The sequence below is a fragment of the Gordonia sp. 852002-50395_SCH5434458 genome (assembly GCF_001665905.1).
Taxonomy (GTDB): domain Bacteria; phylum Actinomycetota; class Actinomycetes; order Mycobacteriales; family Mycobacteriaceae; genus Gordonia; species Gordonia jacobaea.
On the sequence record NZ_LZTC01000011.1, the window covers coordinates 75089 to 95776 of the forward strand.

The window sequence follows — 20688 nt, forward strand, 5'->3', positions numbered from 1 at the left end:
GTGCTGCATCGGCGCAGCACAGCGCCATCCGCCACGCCCACTTCATCACCCACAGGGGGTTCTCTCATGCGCATTTCACGTCTCACTCGCACCTCGATGCGAGCCGTCGCTCTTGCTGCGACGGTCGCAGCGGTCACACTGACTGCGGCCTGCGGCGGTACGGGATCGTCCGATTCCGGCGGCGGCAAGACACTGACCGTCTACACCGCAGACGGACTCGGTACCTGGTACAAGAGCGAGTTCGCCAAATTCAAAGACCAGACCGGTATTTCGGTCAATATCGTCGAGGCAGGCTCGGGCGAGGTCGTCTCGCGCGTGCAGAAAGAGCAGTCCAACCCGCAGGCCGACCTGCTCGTCACGCTGCCCCCGTTCATCCAGAAGGCCGACGCCGACGGACTTCTCACGGCACCGGGCGTCGACACCACCGGCGTCGATCCGTCTGCCGTCGGCGGCAACTACGTCGGCATCGTCGACAACTATCTGTCATTCATCCGCAACCCGTCCGCACAGCCTGCGCCCGCGTCGTGGAATGACCTTCTCGACTCTCGTTTCAAGGGCAAGATCCAGTATTCGACGCCGGGCCAGGCAGGCGACGGCACCGCGGTACTCCTGCTCCTGCAACATCTGATGGGCAAGCAGGGTGCGCTCGACTACCTCGGCAAGTTGCAGGCCAACAACGTCGGGCCGTCGAGCTCGACCGGAAAGCTGCAGCCGAAGGTGAGCAACGGCGAACTCCTCGTCGCCAACGGTGACGTACAGATGAACCTCGCATCGATCCGCGACGACGGCTCGAAGTTCGACCTGTTCTTCCCCGCGATGCCTGACGGGTCGCGAACCACGGTGTCGCTGCCGTACTTCGCGGGAATCACCAAGGGAGCACCGCACGCCGACGACGCCAAGAAGCTGCTCACGTTCCTGCTCTCGAAGGACGTACAGAACACGGTCGGCACCGACGCTCTCGGCGTCTCCGTTCGCACCGACGTCGCCGCGCCCACCACGTCGCCGAGCCCCGCACAGACAATCCAAGGCGTGACGATCTGGCATCCGGACTGGAAGTCGGTGCTCTCCACGCTCGACGCCGACGTCGCCGCATATCAGAAGGCAACCGGTAACTGACATGGCACAGAATCCGTTGACTCGCAGGAAGGTCGACGCCGAGCTCTCGGCGTCGACCCCCTCGGGGGCCTCCCCACAGCAACCGGCGATCGCCTTCGATCGCGTGACCGTCTCCTATGGACGCGGTAAGAACTCCACAGATGCGTTGCGCGACTTCACGTTGCGCGTCAGCCGTGGTGAGACCGTCGCGCTGCTTGGTCCGAGTGGTTCCGGAAAGTCGACGGCACTCAAGTCGCTCGCAGGGTTCGTGCGCCCGACAGCCGGTCGGGTTCGACTGTCCGGCAACGACATCACCGACCTTCCGCCCGCACGTCGCGGGATCGGCGTCGTCGTGCAGTCGTACGCACTCTTCCCACACATGCGGGTGCGTGACAACGTCGCCTTCGGGTTGCGAGCACGCAAACTCTCCAAGCGCGAGGTCGGCGAGCGGGTCGAGGAAGCACTCGGCATGGTCAGCATGTCCGAGTACGGTTCACGCCTGCCCCGCGAACTCTCCGGCGGACAGCAGCAGCGCGTGGCCATTGCCCGGGCACTGGCCATCAAGCCCGACGTCCTACTGCTCGACGAACCACTCGCTGCGCTCGACGCCGCCCTACGCCAGACCATGGTCGGGGAGCTCCAACGACTGCGAGATGCATTGCCCGACACCACCATGCTGTATGTGACGCACGATCAGACCGAGGCCCTCGCGCTGGCAGATCGGATCGGCGTCATGCGCGATGCTCGCCTCGTCGACATCGGCACAACCGATGAACTGTGGTCTCGACCACCGTCGGGCTTCACGGCGTCGTTCCTCGGTGGCGCCAATCTTCTCCCCTGCAAGGTCGGACGCGTGTCCGGCGCAACGGCTTTGGTCGAGGTCGGTGAGAAGATGCTGTCGGCGACCGCCCCGGAACCGATGTCGAGGTGGACGCCGGGATTGCCTGCGCACCTGTGCATCCGCCCACACGAAATCGAAGTGACCGCAGTCGGTGCACAGCGATCACTGCGTGCCCGCGTGACGACGTCGGTCTGGCGCGGGGCGTCGACACGCTTGACGCTCGCCGTCGACGGTCTGCCCGATCAACTGATCGACGCCGACGTCGCGGGCCGCGCCGACCACCCGGTCGACGAGGTCGTCGGCGTGCGGTTGCCCGACCCGGCAGGCACATTGGTCGACACAGCCGGAGGTCCGCGATGACGTCGGCAACCCTCGCGGAGCAGGCGACGTCCGCACCACCGCCGTCGAATCAGGCACCGCGTCGCCTCGGAGCACTCGTCTGGGCGTTGCCGCCTCTCGTGGTGATCGCCGTCATCGCGGTGTATCCGCTGATCCGGATGCTGGCCGAATCCGCTGACGGTCAAGGTCAAAGCACCTGGGGCGCAGTGTTGAGCAGCGAGGCGTTCGTGCGGGCGTTGACCACGACCGCGTGGATCGCGATCGCGTCGACGGTCGGATGCGTTGTGCTCGGCACGTTTTTGTCCGTGGTCCTGGCGTTCGTGCCCTTCCCAGGTTCGGGCCTGGTGGCGCGCATGATCGATACAGTGCTCGCACTGCCCTCGTTTCTCATCACCCTGGCGTTCACATTTCTGTATGGCTCTGCGGGAGCGGTGAACTCGGCGATCGCCGCGGTGACCGGAGAACGTCCACTGCACTTTCTCACGACGCCGTGGGGCGTGATCCTCGCCGAGATCACCTTCTTCACCCCTTTCGTCGTCCGACCGCTGTTGGCCGCGTTCGCGATGATGTCGACGGATCAACTGAATGTGGCTGCATCGCTGGGCGCTTCGCCGTTGCGGGTGCTCCGCTCGGTGATCCTTCCCGAAGCGTGGCCCGCGTTGGCAGCGGGCGGAAGCCTGGTTCTGCTGTTGACGCTCAACGAGTTCGGCATCGTCGCCTTCACGGGCGCCAAAGACGTCACGACGCTGCCCGTCCTGATCTACACCCGTGGCATCGTCACGTTCGACCTGCCGGGGGCGGCGGTGATCGCGACTGTCCAGGTCGCACTGTCACTTGCCCTGTACGGCGCCTACCGATTGTTGTTCGCACGCATCACGACTCGCAGGGAGAAGATCTGATGTTGCTCTGGACTCGCGCCAGCCGGGTAATCACCTGGACGATCTTCGCGGTCGTCGTACTCGTGGTCTTCGTCGCACCGATTGCCACCGTCGTCATCGCCGGGTTCGCAGGCTCGTGGACGGGCCCACTGCCGTCGAACCTGGGTCTCAACCATTTCGGGGATGCGCTCTCGGGCGAGAACCTGGCATCGCTGTCGGTCAGCATTCAGACGGCCTTCATCGCCGGCGCCATCGCGCTGGTTCTCGGCACCTGGGCCGCGCTCTCGTCCAGGGAGGCGCCCGCGCCGATACGCCGATTCACCGACGCGGTCTTCCACCTGCCGATCGCGGTGCCTTCGGTCGCCATCGGGTTGGGTTTGCTGATCAGTTTCAACTCGAAGCCGTTGCTCTTGGGCGGCACCCGTTGGATCGTGATCGTGGCGCACACCGTGCTCGTCCTGGCCTTCGCGTTCAGTTCGGTCACCGCTGCGTTGGAACGACTCGATCCCGCCTACAAGCAGGCGGCGGAATCGTTGGGCGCCAGCCCGTTCCGCGTGCTGACCCGCGTCACGCTACCTCTGTTGACGCCCGCACTCGGGGCTGCCGCAGGTCTCGCGGTGGCACTCTCGATGGGTGAGCTCGGCGCGACGGTCATGGTGTACCCCGCGACCTGGAAGACGTTGCCGGTGACCATTTTCGGACTCTCCGATCGCGGTCAGGTCTTCTCGGCGGCAGCCTGCACGACGGTGCTGCTGGCGACGACGCTGGTCGCGCTCACTGTTCTCGGCAGAATCCGCACGCGAGCAGCGTAGGCGGCTGGCACGACGGACGTCCGGTTGCCGTGCAATCGGGCGCCGTTGCGCGATCTCCGTTGTGCAATCCGCTGAACTGTTTGCATCGACGTTGGCCGATTGGACATAGCCGAATCGTCTCCGTCTCGATGGACTGAGACCATGGATGCGATCACCACTCCCCCACGCCCAATCAACGAGCCGGTGCACACCTACGCGCTCGGCACCCCGGAACGTCGACGGATCGTCGAGGAACTCTCGCGACAGTCGTCGGCCGAACCGGCGGAGCTGCCGCACATCATCGGTGGCGCGGCGCACATCGGAGACGGTGAGCGACTCGACGTCGTGCAGCCACACTCTCATCACGAGGTGCTCGGCACGATGACCAACGCCACCCACGACGATGCCCGCGCCGCCGTCGACGCGGCGATGACAGCGCAGGAGTCCTGGGCGCACACCACTTTCGACGATCGAGCGGCCGTACTCCTGCGCGCGGCAGACCTGCTCAGCGGACCGTGGCGTGAAAAGCTAGCTGCCGCAACGATGCTCGGGCAGTCGAAGACTGTGCAGCAGGCCGAGATCGACGCGCCGTGCGAGCTCGTCGATTTCTGGCGGTTCAACGTCGAGTTCGCGCGGGAGATCCTCGCCGAGCAGCCGATGTCGTCGCCGGGTGTGTGGAATCGCCTCGATCACCGTCCGCTCGACGGATTCGTCTACGCCATCACACCATTCAACTTCACCGCCATCGCCGGCAATCTCCCGACCGCACCCATGCTGATGGGCAACACCGTGGTGTGGAAGCCCTCTCCGACACAGGCGTACGCCGCGCACATCACCATGAGGCTCCTCGAAGAGGCCGGACTCCCGGCCGGCGTCATCAATCTGGTGAACGGCGACGGACGCGCGATGTCCGACGTCGCGCTCGCCGACGAGAATCTCGCGGGCATCCACTTCACCGGCTCGACCGCAACCTTCCAGCATCTGTGGCGCGAAGTCGGCAACCGCATCAACGACTATCGCAACTACCCGCGCGTCGTCGGCGAGACGGGCGGCAAGGACTTCATCGTCGCGCATTCGTCAGCGGACCCGGATGTGTTGCGCACCGCCCTGATTCGCGGCGCCTTCGAGTATCAGGGGCAGAAGTGCTCGGCCGCATCGCGCGCGTATGTCGCGCGCTCGGTGTGGGATCGCATGGGCGACGACTTCCTCAGCGAGGCAGCCGAATTGACCTACGGCGATGTACGGGACCTGTCCAACTTCGGCGGTGCCGTGATCGACCGACGCGCCTTCGACAAGCAGGTCGCCGCGATCGACCGTGCGAAGACCGTCGCCTCGACGACCGTCGCGGTCGGCGGGCAGTGCGACGACACCGAGGGTTACTTCGTCCGGCCGACGGTGCTGCTCGGCGACGACCCGACCGACGAAGCCTTCTCCACCGAGTACTTCGGACCCATCTTGTCTGTCCACGTCTACGACGACGCCGACTTCGCATCGACGCTGCGCATGGTCGATTCCACCGCGCGGTACGCGCTGACCGGCTCGATCATCGCCACCGACCTCGCCGCCGTGTCGACGGCGTCGAATCTGCTGCGCAACGCGGCAGGCAACTTCTACATCAACGACAAACCGACCGGCGCCGTCGTCGGCCAGCAGCCGTTCGGTGGGGCGCGCGCATCGGGCACCAACGACAAGGCAGGTTCGAAAGCGAACCTGATGCGCTGGACGTCGACGCGGACCATCAAGGAAACCTTTGTACCGCCGAAAGATTCGGCCTACCCGCACATGGCAACTGATGCCACCGAGAAGGACTGAGGTGACATGACATGAGCGCACTCTTCGATTCGGTTCTGCGCCCGGTGATCACACGCGCGGCGGGGAGCCAACGCATCAAGCAGACATCGCAGCGGCTTCCGGTCACCGAACGCGTCGTCGACCGCTTTGTTGCGGGCGAGTCGGAATCCGACGCACTCGCGGCAATCGCCGACGCACTCGGCAGCGGACTGTCGGTGACCATCGACCACCTCGGCGAGGACACCACCGACGAAACTCAGGCGTCGGCGACGGTCGCGGCGTATCTGAGTCTCCTGCAGGGGATGTCGCAGTTCGAGGCGCCGCCAGGGGCACTGGAAGTGTCGTTGAAGCTCACTGCGCTGGGCCAGTGTCTGCCGCGGCATGGTCGAAAGATTGCCGAGGAGAACACGCACACCATCTGTGGTGCCGCTGCCGCGGCAGGCGTATTGGTCACGGTCGACGCCGAGGACCACGGCACCGTCGACGAACGACTCGACATCGTCAGGACTCTGCGCGGCGAATACCCTGAATTGGGAACGGTTTTGCAGGCATACCTGCGTCGCACCGAGGACGACTGTCAAGAGTTCGCGGCATCCGGCGCTCGCATCCGGCTGTGCAAGGGCGCCTACTCCGAGCCCGCGTCGGTCGCCTATCCCGAACGCTCACTGATCGACGAGGCGTATCTGAGATGTCTACGAATCCTGATGAAGGGCACCGGATATCCGATGGTCGCCAGCCATGATCCGACGATGATCGAGGCGGCCGAGCTGATGGCGATCGAGTTCGGCCGGGAGCCACACAGCTGGGAACACCAGATGCTCTACGGCATCCGAGCCGACGAGCAACAGCGCCTGGCCACCGCCGGCCACGCCGTCCGCGTGTACATCCCCTACGGCCAGGAGTGGTACGGCTACTTCGTCCGACGCCTCGCCGAGAAGCCCGCCAACCTGGGCTTCTTCCTGCGCGCGCTGGTGTCCGGCTGAGTGGGGTGGTCTCGACTCGGGTGCTCGCTACGCTCGCGCCCGCTCGACCAGCGGTAGGGCCCAATGATCGAGCCGTTTTTCGCTGATCGAGCTCTACCCGCTGATCGAGCTTGTCGAGATCACCGCCAGCCAAAGTGGTCTCGACTCGGGTGCTCGCTACGCTCGCGCCCGCTCGACCAGCGGGGGGCCACTCGCGGAGCGAGCCGTCTACCGCTGATCGAGCTTGTCGAGATCACCAGCGGGAGGGGTGGTCTCGACTCGGGTGCTCGCTTCGCTCGCGCCCGCTCGACCAGCGGGGGGCCACCCGCGGAGCGAACCGTCTACCGCTGATCGAGCTTGTCGAGATCACCAGCGGGAGGGGTGGTCTCGACTCGGGTGCTCGCTACGCTCGCGCCCGCTCGACCAGCGGGGGGCTCGCTCGACCAGCGGGGGCTCACCCCAGCGGCTGCGCGCGCTTGACCTGTGCGGCGGCGCGGGCGGCGTCGAGTTCGATGTCGGTGACGATCGACGCCCGGCCCACGCGCAGCGTCCCCGAGGTCAGCGGCTGCGCCCGCAGGCCGCCGCGACCGATCAGCGCCTTACGGGCACCCTCGCCGGCCATCGTGTCCATCCACGCGCACGGGTGCGCCGGACGTCCGCCGCGGAATCGCACGGGACCGTCGCCGGTGTCGACGCTGAACTCCCTCCCGCGCAACGGGTCGAGTTCGAGGCCACGCACCACCACGTTGCGACGGGCGACAACCGGGTCGGCGTCACCGGCCGCCGCCTCCCACGCTTCTAGCGCCAAGAACGTCACGGCCGCTTCGGTGTGAGCGCGCACGCCGAAGAACCTGTCACCGCGAATCCCCTTGTCGGCGACTATCTCAACGCTCGACGGCGTCTCGGTCGGCACGTCTGCGGCCGGACCGTCCTTCGGTCGTCCGAAGTAGGCGTGTGCAGGCGAGACGACGAACGTCACGATCTCGACGTCGTACCTGAACTCCATGCTCCCAGGCTACGCAGCCCGCATCGACCGGTCATCTCTCCGAACGCGGCACGTACGTCAGCCCTCGGAACACCGCGCTGCTCGCGAACACCGATGCGTCGAGTTCGACGTCACGATGCCGCGCCATACGCAGCGCGAGCCGTAGGAGCATCTTGATGTCGCGCGGTGTGATGTCGGGGAACCCGCCCACGAGGTCGTCGAGCAGGTCCTCCCCCAGGATGACGTCGTTGCCGGCAGCCAGGATCTGCCAGACCTGTCGGGCGTCCTTCGGTCCGGGCGGCGCGTAAGAGATGATCGCTGCACAGCGGGCGAGGATCGCTTCGTCGACACCGTCGATGCGGTTGGTGGTGAGGAACAGCAAGCCGTCGAAATACTCGAGGGTGCGCAGGAATTCGGCGACGATGGCGTTCTGCGCGAGATCGAGTCCGCGCTCCATGACGAACACGTCGGCTTCGTCGAGCAGGAGAACCGCGTCCCATCGCTTGGCGCGATCGAAGATCACTTCGAGGTTCTTGCGCACCAATTCGGCTGTGATGCCCAGTGATCCGGAGTGGATCGAGTAGAGCGGACGTCCGGTGACCTCGGCATAGACCTCGGCGGTAAGTGTCTTCCCGACGCCCGGCCTTCCCTTGGCGAGGATGACGTTGCCTGCCGACTTACCGCCGATGATGTCGCCGGTGAACACCGAAATGTCTGTCGTGAGGATGTTCAGCAGTTCTCGTTGATCGTCGGGTAGAACGAGTTTGTCCTGCAGGTGTGTCTCGTAGACGTACTCGGCGAGGTCGGCGGTGTTGACGTCGAGGAAGTCCTGCGCTCCGAGATCGAATACCCGCACCGCTGTGGTGACCGGCACGGGACCGAAATCGTCTCCGCCGTAACGGTTGCTGTCGAACAGTACCGAGGCGGCGACCATGCGCAGTGGTGCGATCTCGTCGGGTGCGACGTCGTGCACCACCTTGCGATCGTTTCGCGAGTTGGGCGAGCGATAGTCGTCGTTACGAATCACCCTGCCGCTGAACGTGTATTGCTGTCCGAAACCGGTGTCGATGATGTGCTGGTAGCGGTCACGGCGCGCCTGGTACTCGGCCTTGAGGTCGCTGCTCTCCTTGTACGCACCGCCGGCCAACAGCACGTCCGCGGGTGTCTTTCCGACGACCTCGGTGTCTTCGAAGTAGAGAACCCGAGGCTTACGTGAGGGTCGCTTCACGGTGGCATTGTCTGCTTCCATCGTGAATTTGATTCGCGGACCATGTGTTCGGTCACCGTGCTCGAGCGTGATGTCCATGACGAGATACGGATGAAGGTAACCGTCGGACTCGCGGACGTAGAGCCAGCCGTCGATCATCTCGTGTCGTAAGAAGGTCCGGAAGATCTCGACGGCGGCGTCGAGGTGTGGGATCGGCGCAAAGTCGCCTGCCCGCGACGACACAATCGCGCCGACGACACGCGAGAACGAGTCCTCGCCAAGGGAATCCGCCGTCGCGATCAGGTCGCTCAGCGCCGCGTCGGTGAGATCCCGGTCGGCGATGGCGATCTCGGGCGAACGCCACGACGACGCCTGACCACGAACCCGCGCCAGGTCGTCCGACGTTGTACCCGCGACGAGTGTTGTCGGTGCTACCAACATGATCGACCTTCCCTGGTCGTCGATCGGGCGTCCGATTACGCGGACGCCCGATCTGAAAGCTGGACTCAGGCCTCGGGATCGAGGACGAAGTCGTACGTCACGGCGACGCCGCCGTCGACCGGCTGCGGGTCGAGCATCAGTTCAGGCTTGACGGCGGAGGCGATGTCGTCGTCGTTGTGCGGATCACCTGGGAAGTAGAGCTGCGTGGTGATCAGCTCGTAGCCCGGCGCGCTCACCTTGAAGTGCAGATGCGCGGGTCGCCAGGCGTGCCATCCCGCCGCCTCGATGAGCTGACCGCATGCACCGTCTGTGGGGATCTGATACGGCGCGGGCTGCAGGCTGTGAATCTCGAAGTGCCCCTCGCCGTCGGCGATCCAGGTGCCGCGGAGATTCCACTCCGGCAGTCCCGGCGCGAACTGCGAGTAGAAGCCGAGATCGTCTGCGTGCCAGAGCTCGAGCTTGGCGCCCGAGAGCGGTGTGCCATCGACAGCGCGCACCTGTCCGGAGAACACCATCGGTGTGCCCGGCTCGTCGTCGCGCATGGGAATGGTTCCGTTCCATGATAATTCGGGCGAGCCCTCGATGTAGTACGGTCCCTCGATGGTGCCCTTGCTGCCCTCGCGATGCTCGTTGGCAACCTCTTCGACCGAGTGCTCGAGCCAGACGTCGAGGAACAGCGGCCATTCGCCGTCCTCACCCACCCTGATCAGCCACGCCTTCAAGGCGTTGTACTCCTCGTAGGTGACGCGGTCGTCGAGGACGATGTCGTTGAGCGCCTTCACCGCCTTGCTCGCCAGGTAGTTGACTCGTTCGGCGTCGACGACGCCTGCACGAGATCCGCTGGTGGCCATGCGTTCACGGAAGCGCGCCGAGGCATTGGCGCCCGACTCGGCGGCCTTCGCGGTGACCTCTTCGTTGAAGCTGGCGTCGATGGTGTTCGTCATGATGGATACTCCTTGTTACTTCGGGCTGTGTGCTGGGTGACCAGGGGCTGCGAGTTGAGCGAGAAGTGGGCCGCGGGCGGGTCGGTCAGCCCGCGGCGATATCTGATGGGTGGGTGGCGAGGGGCGTCACGTGGATCGTCATGTACGGAAACAGCGGAAGTCCGGACAGGATGGAGTGCAGTTCGTCGTTGTCGGCGACGTCGAATATCGAGAAGTTGGAGTACTCGCCGACGATCCGCCAGATGTGTGGCCATGCGCCTTTGCGTTGCAGCTCTTGCGAATACGCCTTCTCGCGCGCGACGGTCTCGGCCCGGACATCGGGAGCGAGGTCGTGGGGAATGTTGACGTCCATGCGTACGTGGAAGAGCATCGGTGGTCTTCTCTCAGTGGTCGAGTCGATAGTGGGTGAGTTTTTCGGGATCGATCTCGACACCGATACCCGGCGCTTCGGAGCGATGCAGCAGGCCGTCGGAGATCTGCAGCGGCTCGGCGAGTAGGTCGTCGCTCATGTCGAGGAAGTTCGAGAGCTCACCGGCCTGCCGCGACGTCAGCTCGAAGGCCGTTCCGAACGCGAGAGTGCATGCGGTGCCGATCTGTCCGTCAATCTGATTGCCCATCACCACCTCGAGGCCGAGGCCTTCTGCGAGGTGGTGCGCCCGGCGCGATCTGGTGAAACCCGTTCGGGCCGTTTTGATGCTGATCGCCGTGGCCGAACCACCCAGCACCTCGCGTGTGATGTCCGCGGGTTCTGGCACCGATTCGTCGGCGATGAAGGGGACGTCGAGACGTTCGACGAGCCAGCGTCGACCCTGCACATCGTCTGCGGGACAGAGCTCTTCGGCAAAGAGCAGGCCGAGGTCAGCCATCTCGGTCATGGCGCGCATCGACTCCGACGCCGACCACCCCCGATTGCCGTCGACGTAGAGATCGATGGACTCGCCGAAGCTCTCCCTTAGTGCGCGGACCACCGCGGTGTCGAGCGACGCCGGCCGCCGCCCGACCTTCACCTTGAACGTGTTGATGCCGTAGGTGTCGCGCATGCGCGCGGCCTCGGCGACCATGACCGACGGTTCGTCGAATCCGAGCATGTGACTGACGCGCATACGGTCGGTGTAGCCGCCGAGCAGGTCGGCGACCGGGTAGCCGAGGATCTTGCCGAGTGCGTCCCAGACGGCCATGTCGATCGCCGACTTCGCGGTCGGATTGCCGACGGTGCGTGCGAGCCGTTCGCCGATGACCTCGCGTTCGAGCACTGTAAGACCAACGAGCTGCGGGGCAAATACCTTGTCGATGACTGCGACGATGCCGTCCTGCGTCTCGCCGTAGGTGAACGGTCGTGGCGGCGCCTCTGCGACGCCGACGATGCCCTCGTCGGTGTGGACCCGCACGAGTACGTGCTCGGCCGCGTGGACCTCACCGGAGGCGAAGCGCAGTGGTTTGGTGTACGGGATCGCGAACGGAATCGCTTCGATCTCAGTGATTTTCATGAGTGTGGTCCTTGTGGGAAGAGTTCGGCGAGCTCAGGAGCGCCCCGGCCAAGCCGAATGCGTCCGCAATCACCTCGGACACGGTCGCGACGAGTGGATTGGTGTCATCCGTGCGCCATGCGAGCGCTACTTCGATGGAGCCGGCGTCGGCCAGTTCGCGGATGACGACGCCTGCCGACTGCAGTGCACGCACCGAGCCGGGAAGTACAGCAACGCCGAGTCCCGCGGCAACCAGCGCGAGCAGGACGGGCGTTCCCGATGCCTCGTGCGACCGCTGCGGAACGAAATCCGCACTCCTGCAAGCCCGCAACACGGCGTCGTTGACCGCAGAGTCACGACTGTCGTACATCACGAATGGTTCGGTGCGCAGATCTTGCAGCGCCACAACAGGTTCGGATGCAAGCCGGTGATCACTGGACACGGCGAGGACCAACGGCTCGACGTCGATGGTGCGTACCTCGATGCCGTCACCGGCCACCGGCGGTCGCAGTAGTCCGAGGTCGATCTCGCCGGCGACCAGCGCGTCGCGCTGTGTCGGAGTCAGCATGTCCGCGGAGATCGCGAGCTCGACGCCCGGGAGCTGTTGTTTGACGGCGCGGGCGATCCTGGGCAGATGCGAGAAGGCCCCGATGCCGGTCAGTCCGAGTCGCACCAATCCACTGCGTCCGGCGGCGATACGTCGTACCTCGTCGACGCATCCGTCGACGTCACCGAGGATGCGCCTGGCCTCCGCCTGCAGGTAGAGGCCTGCGGGAGTGAGTGAGACCTGGCGAGTCGTTCTGGTCATCAACGTGACGTCGAGTTCTGCTTCGAGTTGCCTGATCGCGTACGACAGCGCGGGCTGCGCGACGTGCAGCGTGGCAGCGGCCTGCCCGAAGTGACATGTGTCGGCGACGGCCACGAAGTACCGCAGATGTCGTAGCTCCATGTCACCGCTCCTCTCACGCCGACTACTCGGAAGGAGCGAATTCTGAGTCACTCCCCTGGCGCCATGTGACTGTCACCACTTTCGAGATCCACGGTAGAAGCCCGATCCATACAAGACAAGGACTCATATTCGTGTGATTGATCGATGACATCGATCAATCAGAACGTGGGTCAGGGCTGCGACAGCCCTATGCGTGACCGGTCATAGAGGCGGGACAGCGCGAAACCCACGGAAGAGCGCGACCCCGAACCCGCCGGCCTAAGCCGACGCCAAGGCCCGCAGCGGCGCGCCGGTCTTCGCTTCGACGTCGGAGAATTCGACGCCGGGCGCGAGCTCGACGACGTCGAATCCCTCTGCCGCGACGTCGAATACGCCCAGATCGGTGATGACCCGACTCACCACGGAGCGCCCGGTCAGCGGCAGTGAGCATGCGGCGACGAGCTTCGGGTCGCCCTTCTTGGTGACGTGCTCCATGAGCACGATGACCTGGCCTGCGCCGTTGACGAGGTCCATCGCGCCGCCGATGCCCTTGACCATCGCGCCGGGAACCATCCAGTTGGCAAGGTCGCCGTTCATCGCGACCTGCATGCCGCCGAGTACGGCGACGTCGACGTGCCCGCCGCGGATCATCGCGAAGCTGGTCGCCGAATCGAAGAACGACGCGCCGGGCAGCGTCGACACGGTCTGTTTGCCCGCGTTGATCAGATCCGGATCGACGTCCTCGTCGTAGGGAAACGGGCCGACGCCGAGGATGCCGTTCTCGGCATGCAGTGTGATCCCCGAGTCGTCGGGCATCTGGTCGGGAATCAGCGTCGGAAGTCCGATGCCGAGGTTGACGTAGTCGCCGGGTCGCAGCTCTTGTGCTGCGCGCGCGGCCATTTCGTTACGGGTCCAGGTCATGATGCCACCTCTGCTGCGCCGACTGCCACGGGATGCGGCCGGGTTGTCCGATGTTCGATTCCCTTGTCTTCGGCCTGCTGCGGCGTCAGTTCGACGACGCGCTGCACGAAGATTCCGGGCAGGTGCACCTCGTCGGGGTCTAGTTCACCGACCTCGACGACGCGCTCTGCCTCGACGATCGTGATGCGTCCGGCCATCGCGGCGGGCGGATTGAAATTCCTTGCGGCAGCGTGGAAGCAACAGTTACCCGCGGTGTCGACGACGGCGGCACGGATCAGTGCGTAGTCGGTGACGATCGATTCCTCGAGCACCATCTGCCGCCCGTGGAAGGTCCGCACCTCCTTCGGCGCCGACGCGAGTGCGACCGAGCCGTCGGAGTTGTATCGCCACGGCAGACCACCCTCCTCGACGGGAGTGCCCACCCCGGTCGGCGTGTAGAAGGCACCAATTCCGCTGCCGCCGGCCCGCATTCGCTCGGCGAGCGTACCCTGCGGCGTGAGTTCGACGGTCACCTCGCCCGCGAGGAATTGGCGCCCGAACTCCTTGTTTTCGCCGATGTACGACGCGATCACCTTGTCGATGCGCCGCGCTTCGAGCAGCAGTCCCAATCCCGCACCGTCGACACCGCAGTTGTTGGAGACGATGGTCAGCCCACTCGCTCCCTGCGCGAGCAGGGCGTCGATGAGGAACTTGGGAATGCCCGAGAGTCCGAAACCTCCGACGGCGAGGCTCGCGCCGTCGGGGATGTCGGCGACGGCGCTGGCGGCCGAGTCGGCCACTTTGCTGTGCCGGGCAGGCGAATTGACGTTGGTCATGGGTGCTCCAGATGGTCGAGAAGGAGAGGTGTGATCTCTTGTGGCTGTTGGGCATTGGCCAGGTGGGCCGCGTGTCCGACGACTTCCAGCCGACCGTCGGGCACCGCATCGACGATCTCGGCGAGACGATCGGGCGGCGTCGCGGGATCATCGGCGCCTGCGATTGCGAGCGTCGACGCCTTAATGGCCCCGAGTTCGGCGCGCACATCCGCAGTGGCGAGCGCCTCGCAGCAGGCTGCGTATCCCTCCGCCGGGGTGCCTGCGATCATCGCGCGATACCACGCGACCGTGTCCGTATTACGTTCGTCGGCAAGGTATTCCGCAGTGAACCAGCGTGTGAGAATCGCATCGGCGATCGCCCCTGTGCCGTCGGCGCGCACGGTCGCCGCACGATCAAGCCAAGGTTGCGCAGGCGCGAAACACGCTGCGGTGCACAGGAGCGCAAGGGCATCGACCCGCTCGGGATTGCGAATCGCCACCCGCATCGCGGTCAGTCCGCCGAGGGAGAGTCCGACGACGTGGGCCGACGCGATGTCGAATCGATCGAGCACACCGACGAGGTCGTCGGCGAGGTCGTCGATCGTGTACGGACCCGTCGGCACCGGCGAATCACCATGTCCGCGTGTGTCGTAGCGCACCACCTGGAAACGTTGCTCGAGTGCCGAGAGCTGCGCGTCCCACATTCGATGAGTGGAGCCAAGCGAATTCGACAGCACGACGACCGGCGCATCGGTTCGGCCCGTTACGTGCGCACTGACCTCGACGGCGCTCATCGGGTTGCCTCGAAGATCGCCGCGATCCCCTGTCCGCCACCGATGCACATCGTCTCGAGAACGTACCGGGCATCACGACGCCGCGCCTCGTACGCAGCAGTGGCAAGGATGCGACCTCCCGTTGCACCGATGGGATGTCCGAGCGAGATGCCGGATCCGTTGGGGTTCAGGCGATCATCCTCGGCGTCGACCTTCCACTCAGCGAGCACTGCGAGTACCTGGGCGGCGAAGGCCTCGTTCAGTTCGATCAGGTCGATGTCGTCGAGGGTGAGGTCGGCGCGGCCGAGCGCTGCCGCGGTGGCACCGACGGGCCCGAGACCCATTGTCTCCGGGGCACATCCGCTGACCGCCCACGACCGCAGGGTGAGCATTGGATCGAGACCTCGACGTTCCGCTTCGGCCCGTGTCGTGACGATGCACATCGCGGCGCCGTCGTTCTGACCCGATGCGTTGCCTGCGGTGACCGTGGACTCAGAGTCGATGCGCTGGCGTACAGGGCGCAGTCCCGCAAGCGATTCCACACTCGCGTCGGCGCGGGGATGCTCGTCGGTATCGATGACCGTATCCGGCTTACCGCGTCGACCGGGCACGGTGACGGCAACGAGCTCGTCGTCGAAGCGTCCCTCGCGCTGCGCGGCGACCGCACGGTGATGCGATCGGACTGCCAACTCGTCCTGCTCGTCGCGTCCGATCCGGTACTCACGACGCAGGTTCTCCGCGGTCTCGATCATACCGCCGGGCACCGGATGCGACTCGCCTCCCGCTGTCAGACGCCCGCGTTCGAGCCGGTCCATCAGTTCGACGCCGCCCGCGCGTACGCCGGTGCGCAGTCCGAGCGCGTAGTGCTCGACATTCGACATCGATTCCGCACCACCGGCGATCACCAGATTCGCTCCTCCGGTAGCGACCTGCGCCGCACCGTTGAGGATCGCCTGCAGTCCCGAGCCGCAGCGGCGGTCGACCTGCATACCCGGTACCCCGACCCCGAGCCCTGCGTCGAGCGCGGCGATCCTGCCCAGCGCCGGCGCCTCGCCATTGGAGTACCCCTGCCCGAGGATCACGTCGTCGATGTCACCCTCGCCCAGACTTGTCCTCGTCGTCAGTTCGCGCAGCAAGCCGGTCGCGAGGTCGGCGACCGACAGCGACGCGAAGACACCTCCCATTCGTCCGACCGGGGTGCGCAGCGGCGAGCAGATCACGACATCTGTGGGGGCGTTCATGGTTTCAACACTAGGAACTGCGAGCGATATTGAGAAGTATTCATTTGGGATCGACTAAGATGTCAGAAGTATCAATACCGAGGAGACGCCTGATGGAGCTGCGCCACCTTCGCTACTTCCGCGCTGTCGCGGAGGAACTGCACTTCGGACGTGCTGCCGAACGACTGCACATCGCGCAACCACCGCTGTCGCAACAGATTCGCCAGCTCGAGAACGAACTCGGGTTCCCACTCCTCATCCGCACCACCCGCACCGTGGAACTCACGCCCGCGGGTCAGGCTTATCTCGAACGCACCGTCGCAATCCTCGACGCCGTCGACCATGCCGGAACGCACGCCAAGCGGATCGCAGAGGGCACACAGGGCCGCCTCGCCATCGGGTGTGTCGGATCCGCGACCTATTCGCTGCTCCCCCGTTTCGTCCGGGCCCTCCGCGAAGAGCTCCCCGACGTCGACGTGAGTGTGCGCGGCGAGATGCTCGCACCCGCACAGATCGCGGCGCTGTTGGCGGGCGACATCGATCTCGCCCTGCTGCGTCCACCGATCACGGCACCCGAGGTCATCGTCACGCCCGTGCGGCGCGACCGATTGCTGGTGGCGCTTCCCGACAGTCACAACAGGGCGCGTCAGCACCACGTTGCCCTCGCCGATCTGCACGACGACGACTTCATCTCCCATGCGGGACAAGGACGTTCGGTGATGCACACCCAACTGGCCACCCTGTGCGCGGCTGCCGGATTCGTCCCGCAGATCCGACACGAGGTACAGGAGACCTCGACGCTCGTCACGCTTGTCGCGGCGGGCCTCGGGGTCGCCGTCGTGCCCGAGCCGACCGCCGCGCTCGGAATCGCGGGGGTCCGCTACCTACCGATGACCCCCGACGCCGACCCCGTCGATCTGGCCGCGGCACGTCTGGTCACCGCCGACGCTCCGATCGTCGAGCGAGCGCTACACGTGCTCCGCGACGTCGCCCGCGACCTGTCAGCATTGCCGAGCTGACCAACGTCAACGGCCGGCAGCCTGCACCCGAGCACGGATCGCGTCGACGAACACCGTCTGGATGTCGCTTGCGTTTTTCGCCACGTACGACGACCCGCCGGTCGCCTCGGCGATCTGCTTCAGAGCATCGGTGTCGGCGTCGTCGGAGATCCCGATGGTGAGCACGAGCACGGGCCGCGCCGGATCCTCAAGCTGCTTGAGCTGCGAAAGCAGTTGCCTGAGACTGATGCTGTTCGCGTCCTCGTTCCGGCCATCGGTGAGGATGATGACGCTGTTGGAATAGTTCGGGTCGTAGCTGTCCTGGACGTTCTTGAACGCTGCCAAAGTGGTGTCGTAGAGTCCGGTTCCACCACCCAGCTCCGACGGCGCGAGTCCCGCCTTCACCGCTGCCGTGAGCTCGTCCAGGTGCGTGCCACCACCCGACGCCGGAGCGTCGAGTCGACGAATCGGCGACAGTTCCTTCCAGTCCTGCCCCTGTCCGCCCTTGTTGACACCGAACGACCACATACCGATCTCGGTGTTGTTCGGGAACAGCTTCAAACCGGTCAGCGACGCGTCGATGGTCAACTGCGCACGCGTCTCGCCGCCGTCACTCTCGGCCATAGACCCCGACGTGTCCTCGACGACAAGCGAGCGAATCGGCACGCCGAGAACCTGCCACTGCCGTAGAGCCCTGTCGACCTGCGACGGATCGCTGAGCTTCAATACCGTCAAACCCTGTGTGTCACCGGGCTTTCGGAATCCCGCGTCGGTGATCGACGACGCGCCGTCGCCAGAAGTCAGCGCGGTGGAGAGGTCTTTGCCCGCTGCCGTCGCCGTCTCCGCGCGCGACTCCGGCGCGGTATTGACGAGCGGATAGTCGAGCATCACTGTGCCGTCCTCGGGGATCGACGACTTGAGCTTCGAACCGGGATGCGTTCGCGTGAACAAGGTGAGCTGCTGCTCGGTGGTGACCACCGGCGTCGTCGACGTGTTGGCCAGATTGAGCCGCGTGCCCTCGTTGTCGTTGACCAGACGAGCGTTGTTCTGCTGGACCGCGAGCACGGTCATCGCTTCGGTCAGGTCGTCGTTGGTGAGCTTGCCCGCGTCGACCTCGGCGAGCGCTCCGACGATCGGCGCATCCCCGGTGCTGGTGTCGATCGGGTTGCCCGCGCGCAGACCGTCGAGCTTCATCACGTCGACCCAGTTCGATAGCTTTCCGACCTGCGTACCCGCCACCACGACGGGTGTGGCGGCGATTGACGGTGACACGGTGTCGAATTGGCGACGCACCTGCGTCGTCACCCGCCTCGCCTGTTGCGACGAATCGGGCACCCACAGATCTGGAGCTTTGTCACCGCTGGTCAGCAGGCCCGGGACGTCTGCGCCTGCCACCGCTGTGACGGTGTAGTCGTAGCAGGAATCCGACGACATCTTCGACGTGGCGTCGGCGACCGCGTCCCGGATCGCCGGGTCGGCCGCGACGCTGACCGACGTGCGGTCGCCACAGCCTCCGACGATTCCGGACTTCCAGATCGCTATGCCACCGACGATCGCGACGACCAGCAGCAGTGCGGCTGCGCTCCACAACCACATCCCTCGACGACCGCTGCGCGCCTCACGATGCTCGAATCCGAAACCGTCGCCCGAGCCACCCTTGCGCGTCGATCTGCTTCCACGCGGTGACGTCTGGCCGCTCGACGCCGCCACCCCGGCCGCCGCAGCCTGGCGACCCGAGGCGGGTTGCGCAGCCTGGCGACCCGAGGCGGGTCGGGGCATCGAGGACGGTGTCTTCGGCGCCGCAGTTGTTGACGCCCCGGTATTCGACGACCCGTCCGGTCGACGCTGCTGCACGGGCGTCTGGCCTTGCGGCGCCCGGCGCTGCGGAGCCTGGCTCTGCGGGGCCTGGGGCTGCGCGGCTTGGGGGCGCGATGTCTGGGGCCGAGGAGCTTGGTGGCCAGGAGTCTGCTGCCGAGGAGGAGTCTGCTGCCGAGGAGGAGTCTGTTGCGGAGGAGGAGTCTGTTGCCGGGGACCGGGAGGAGGTGGGGTCCGTCGCGGCGGCGTCGGACGCGCGCCGGCACGGGTCGGGTCGTTGGGTAACCCCTGATCCCTGAAGCCCTGCCCATCGAACCCCTGACCCTCGACCTCCTGGCCGTCGGAATCGGAGTCGGAAAAGTGCCGCCCCATTGTCGTGCGTCCCCCTGGTGTCATCGGCGCTGCGCGCGCCGAGAAGTATGTCTGCGGTCGACTCCGGAGAGTCCTACGCAAAGACCTCGGCGAAGGTGTCCAGCGACTTGTTCAGGTCGCCCGAGACGGCCATTGCCGCGGCCTTCCCCGCGGGGCCGATCAGCGGTAGCCCACCCAGATCAAGAGTGAAGACTACTGACGAGCCGGTCTCCGTGGGCGATATGGCGAGATCGAGTTTCGCCTTGATCCCACCCTTGCCGTTGCCCTTGAGACGGACCTGGCTCGTCGGGTCGTACGTCTCAACGACCCAGTCGAACCGGATGCGTGTGCCTTTGACCTTGACGACAGAGGAGACCTTCGTGCCCTTTTCGAGTTCGCCGGGGCCGGGTATCGGTGAACGCCAACCGTCGTGCAGAAGCAGCCACTCCGAGTACCGACTGAGATCCGACGCTGCTGACCAGGTATCTTCCGGAGAAAGATCGACCTCGATGGAGCTGCTCGTCTTAGCCATGGTTCGTCAGCCTAGCGTCACCACTGCCGCACGTTCGATGCTGGGCCGATTTCTGCGCGGGCACGATGTGACCATCCGGATCACCGAGGTCGAGGCGTATGCGGGCCCGCTCGATCCGGCCTCGCACGCGTACACCCGGACGCCCCGTTCGGAGATCATGTACGGGCCGCCGTCGAGGCTGTACGTGTACCGCATCCACGGTCACTTCTGCGCCAACGTCGTCACCGGACCCGACGGCGAAGCGTCGGCGGTACTGCTGCGTGCGGGCGAGGTCGTCGACGGCCTCGACGTTGCGCTCCGGAGGCGCGGGGAACACCTCGCACCGACGCGCCTGGCCCGCGGGCCGGGAAATCTGGCCAAGTCGCTGGGTATCACGATGGACGATCTCGGCGTCGACCTCGACGCTCCACGCTCGCGCGGGGTCCGATTCATCGCACCCGACGAGATCGACCCCCACCCCGCCGGCGCTGGGCCTATCAACTCCGTGCTGATCAGCTCCGGGCCCCGTGTCGGAGTTCGACGCAACGCCGACGTCGCGTGGCGATATTGGATCACCGACGATCCGACGGTCTCGGCGTACCGTCGCCACCCTCGGGCCCACTAGACAACAGTTGCG

At 65.6% G+C, this 20688-nt stretch carries 20 protein-coding genes; 8 read left to right on the forward strand and 12 right to left on the reverse strand.

Annotation, left to right across the window (positions count from 1 at the left end; genetic code table 11):
* The first annotated feature begins 66 nt into the window (after window positions 1-66).
* From A5785_RS01790 to A5785_RS01815, 6 genes are all read left to right on the forward strand, one after another.
* The gene (locus A5785_RS01790) at window positions 67-1116 is read left to right on the forward strand and encodes a 2-aminoethylphosphonate ABC transporter substrate-binding protein (RefSeq protein ID WP_049697868.1); all 1050 of its coding nucleotides are present in this window, start codon (window positions 67-69) and stop codon (window positions 1114-1116) included.
* Window position 1117: 1 nt separating this feature from the next.
* On the forward strand, window positions 1118-2296 hold the full coding sequence (locus A5785_RS01795) for an ABC transporter ATP-binding protein (RefSeq protein WP_049697867.1): 1179 nt from the start codon (window positions 1118-1120) through the stop codon (window positions 2294-2296).
* A complete protein-coding gene (locus tag A5785_RS01800; RefSeq protein WP_049697866.1) occupies window positions 2293-3174 on the forward strand; it encodes a 2-aminoethylphosphonate ABC transporter permease subunit in 882 nt (293 codons plus the stop codon). Before A5785_RS01795 ends, A5785_RS01800 begins: the two co-directional genes overlap by 4 nt.
* Entirely contained in the window at window positions 3174-3965 is a 792-nt protein-coding gene (locus A5785_RS01805) for an ABC transporter permease (protein ID WP_049697865.1), read from the forward strand. Before A5785_RS01800 ends, A5785_RS01805 begins: the two co-directional genes overlap by 1 nt.
* Window positions 3966-4106: 141 nt before the next feature.
* Window positions 4107-5756: an L-glutamate gamma-semialdehyde dehydrogenase gene (gene pruA / locus A5785_RS01810; protein ID WP_049697864.1), complete on the forward strand. Its 1650-nt coding sequence runs from the start codon at window positions 4107-4109 to the stop codon at window positions 5754-5756.
* Window positions 5757-5767: 11 nt separating this feature from the next.
* Window positions 5768-6718, forward strand: coding sequence for a proline dehydrogenase family protein (locus tag A5785_RS01815; RefSeq protein ID WP_049697863.1), 951 nt, complete (start codon window positions 5768-5770; stop codon window positions 6716-6718).
* Between the two features lie 433 nt (window positions 6719-7151).
* Here the strand turns inward: A5785_RS01815 and A5785_RS01820 are convergent, their stop codons facing one another.
* From A5785_RS01820 to A5785_RS01865, 10 genes are all read right to left on the reverse strand, one after another.
* A complete protein-coding gene (locus tag A5785_RS01820) occupies window positions 7152-7703 on the reverse strand; it encodes a molybdenum cofactor biosysynthesis protein (protein WP_049697862.1) in 552 nt (183 codons plus the stop codon).
* A 31-nt stretch (window positions 7704-7734) separates the two neighbouring features.
* Window positions 7735-9330 (reverse strand): AAA family ATPase, encoded by a 1596-nt coding sequence (locus A5785_RS01825; RefSeq protein ID WP_049697861.1) that lies wholly within the window; start codon window positions 9328-9330, stop codon window positions 7735-7737.
* A 65-nt stretch (window positions 9331-9395) separates the two neighbouring features.
* Window positions 9396-10274: a catechol 1,2-dioxygenase gene (catA, locus tag A5785_RS01830; RefSeq protein ID WP_049697860.1), complete on the reverse strand. Its 879-nt coding sequence runs from the start codon at window positions 10272-10274 to the stop codon at window positions 9396-9398.
* 85 nt (window positions 10275-10359) lie between these two features.
* The gene (gene catC, locus A5785_RS01835) at window positions 10360-10644 is read right to left on the reverse strand and encodes a muconolactone Delta-isomerase (protein ID WP_049697859.1); all 285 of its coding nucleotides are present in this window, start codon (window positions 10642-10644) and stop codon (window positions 10360-10362) included.
* Window positions 10645-10657: 13 nt separating this feature from the next.
* Window positions 10658-11761 (reverse strand): mandelate racemase/muconate lactonizing enzyme family protein, encoded by a 1104-nt coding sequence (locus A5785_RS01840; RefSeq protein ID WP_049697858.1) that lies wholly within the window; start codon window positions 11759-11761, stop codon window positions 10658-10660.
* Window positions 11748-12689 (reverse strand): LysR family transcriptional regulator, encoded by a 942-nt coding sequence (locus tag A5785_RS01845; RefSeq protein WP_049697857.1) that lies wholly within the window; start codon window positions 12687-12689, stop codon window positions 11748-11750. Before A5785_RS01845 ends, A5785_RS01840 begins: the two co-directional genes overlap by 14 nt.
* A gap of 258 nt (window positions 12690-12947) precedes the next feature.
* A complete protein-coding gene (locus tag A5785_RS01850) occupies window positions 12948-13589 on the reverse strand; it encodes a 3-oxoacid CoA-transferase subunit B (RefSeq protein WP_049697856.1) in 642 nt (213 codons plus the stop codon).
* The gene (locus A5785_RS01855; protein ID WP_049697855.1) at window positions 13586-14404 is read right to left on the reverse strand and encodes a CoA transferase subunit A; all 819 of its coding nucleotides are present in this window, start codon (window positions 14402-14404) and stop codon (window positions 13586-13588) included. Before A5785_RS01855 ends, A5785_RS01850 begins: the two co-directional genes overlap by 4 nt.
* On the reverse strand, window positions 14401-15177 hold the full coding sequence (gene pcaD / locus A5785_RS01860; protein WP_049697854.1) for a 3-oxoadipate enol-lactonase: 777 nt from the start codon (window positions 15175-15177) through the stop codon (window positions 14401-14403). Before pcaD ends, A5785_RS01855 begins: the two co-directional genes overlap by 4 nt.
* A complete protein-coding gene (locus A5785_RS01865) occupies window positions 15174-16397 on the reverse strand; it encodes an acetyl-CoA C-acetyltransferase (RefSeq protein ID WP_049697853.1) in 1224 nt (407 codons plus the stop codon). Before A5785_RS01865 ends, pcaD begins: the two co-directional genes overlap by 4 nt.
* Before the next feature lie 92 nt (window positions 16398-16489).
* On the opposite strand from A5785_RS01865, the gene A5785_RS01870 reads away from it, so the two are divergent.
* Window positions 16490-17395: a LysR substrate-binding domain-containing protein gene (locus tag A5785_RS01870; RefSeq protein WP_049697852.1), complete on the forward strand. Its 906-nt coding sequence runs from the start codon at window positions 16490-16492 to the stop codon at window positions 17393-17395.
* A gap of 6 nt (window positions 17396-17401) precedes the next feature.
* On the opposite strand, the gene A5785_RS01875 is transcribed toward A5785_RS01870, so the two are convergent.
* Window positions 17402-19153: a VWA domain-containing protein gene (locus A5785_RS01875; RefSeq protein ID WP_420841300.1), complete on the reverse strand. Its 1752-nt coding sequence runs from the start codon at window positions 19151-19153 to the stop codon at window positions 17402-17404.
* 481 nt (window positions 19154-19634) lie between these two features.
* The gene (locus A5785_RS01885; RefSeq protein WP_049698077.1) at window positions 19635-20072 is read right to left on the reverse strand and encodes a type II toxin-antitoxin system Rv0910 family toxin; all 438 of its coding nucleotides are present in this window, start codon (window positions 20070-20072) and stop codon (window positions 19635-19637) included.
* On the opposite strand from A5785_RS01885, the gene A5785_RS01890 reads away from it, so the two are divergent.
* Window positions 20050-20676 (forward strand): DNA-3-methyladenine glycosylase, encoded by a 627-nt coding sequence (locus A5785_RS01890; RefSeq protein WP_049697850.1) that lies wholly within the window; start codon window positions 20050-20052, stop codon window positions 20674-20676. The genes A5785_RS01885 and A5785_RS01890 overlap by 23 nt on opposite strands.
* The last annotated feature ends 12 nt before the right edge of the window (window positions 20677-20688 follow it).

What these genes read in the sequence shown, in the direction of transcription:
- A5785_RS01790 (WP_049697868.1), top strand. Translation starts at nt 67, where the DNA reads ATGCGCATTTCACGTCTCACTCGCACCTCGATGCGAGCCGTCGCTCTT.
- A5785_RS01795 (WP_049697867.1), top strand. Translation starts at nt 1,118, where the DNA reads ATGGCACAGAATCCGTTGACTCGCAGGAAGGTCGACGCCGAGCTCTCG.
- A5785_RS01800 (WP_049697866.1), top strand. Translation starts at nt 2,293, where the DNA reads ATGACGTCGGCAACCCTCGCGGAGCAGGCGACGTCCGCACCACCGCCG.
- A5785_RS01805 (WP_049697865.1), top strand. Translation starts at nt 3,174, where the DNA reads ATGTTGCTCTGGACTCGCGCCAGCCGGGTAATCACCTGGACGATCTTC.
- pruA (WP_049697864.1), top strand. Translation starts at nt 4,107, where the DNA reads ATGGATGCGATCACCACTCCCCCACGCCCAATCAACGAGCCGGTGCAC.
- A5785_RS01815 (WP_049697863.1), top strand. Translation starts at nt 5,768, where the DNA reads ATGAGCGCACTCTTCGATTCGGTTCTGCGCCCGGTGATCACACGCGCG.
- A5785_RS01820 (WP_049697862.1), bottom strand. Translation starts at nt 7,703, where the DNA reads ATGGAGTTCAGGTACGACGTCGAGATCGTGACGTTCGTCGTCTCGCCT.
- A5785_RS01825 (WP_049697861.1), bottom strand. Translation starts at nt 9,330, where the DNA reads ATGTTGGTAGCACCGACAACACTCGTCGCGGGTACAACGTCGGACGAC.
- catA (WP_049697860.1), bottom strand. Translation starts at nt 10,274, where the DNA reads ATGACGAACACCATCGACGCCAGCTTCAACGAAGAGGTCACCGCGAAG.
- catC (WP_049697859.1), bottom strand. Translation starts at nt 10,644, where the DNA reads ATGCTCTTCCACGTACGCATGGACGTCAACATTCCCCACGACCTCGCT.
- A5785_RS01840 (WP_049697858.1), bottom strand. Translation starts at nt 11,761, where the DNA reads ATGAAAATCACTGAGATCGAAGCGATTCCGTTCGCGATCCCGTACACC.
- A5785_RS01845 (WP_049697857.1), bottom strand. Translation starts at nt 12,689, where the DNA reads ATGGAGCTACGACATCTGCGGTACTTCGTGGCCGTCGCCGACACATGT.
- A5785_RS01850 (WP_049697856.1), bottom strand. Translation starts at nt 13,589, where the DNA reads ATGACCTGGACCCGTAACGAAATGGCCGCGCGCGCAGCACAAGAGCTG.
- A5785_RS01855 (WP_049697855.1), bottom strand. Translation starts at nt 14,404, where the DNA reads ATGACCAACGTCAATTCGCCTGCCCGGCACAGCAAAGTGGCCGACTCG.
- pcaD (WP_049697854.1), bottom strand. Translation starts at nt 15,177, where the DNA reads ATGAGCGCCGTCGAGGTCAGTGCGCACGTAACGGGCCGAACCGATGCG.
- A5785_RS01865 (WP_049697853.1), bottom strand. Translation starts at nt 16,397, where the DNA reads ATGAACGCCCCCACAGATGTCGTGATCTGCTCGCCGCTGCGCACCCCG.
- A5785_RS01870 (WP_049697852.1), top strand. Translation starts at nt 16,490, where the DNA reads ATGGAGCTGCGCCACCTTCGCTACTTCCGCGCTGTCGCGGAGGAACTG.
- A5785_RS01875 (WP_420841300.1), bottom strand. Translation starts at nt 19,153, where the DNA reads ATGCCCCGACCCGCCTCGGGTCGCCAGGCTGCGCAACCCGCCTCGGGT.
- A5785_RS01890 (WP_049697850.1), top strand. Translation starts at nt 20,050, where the DNA reads ATGGAGCTGCTCGTCTTAGCCATGGTTCGTCAGCCTAGCGTCACCACT.
- A5785_RS01885 (WP_049698077.1), bottom strand. Translation starts at nt 20,072, where the DNA reads ATGGCTAAGACGAGCAGCTCCATCGAGGTCGATCTTTCTCCGGAAGAT.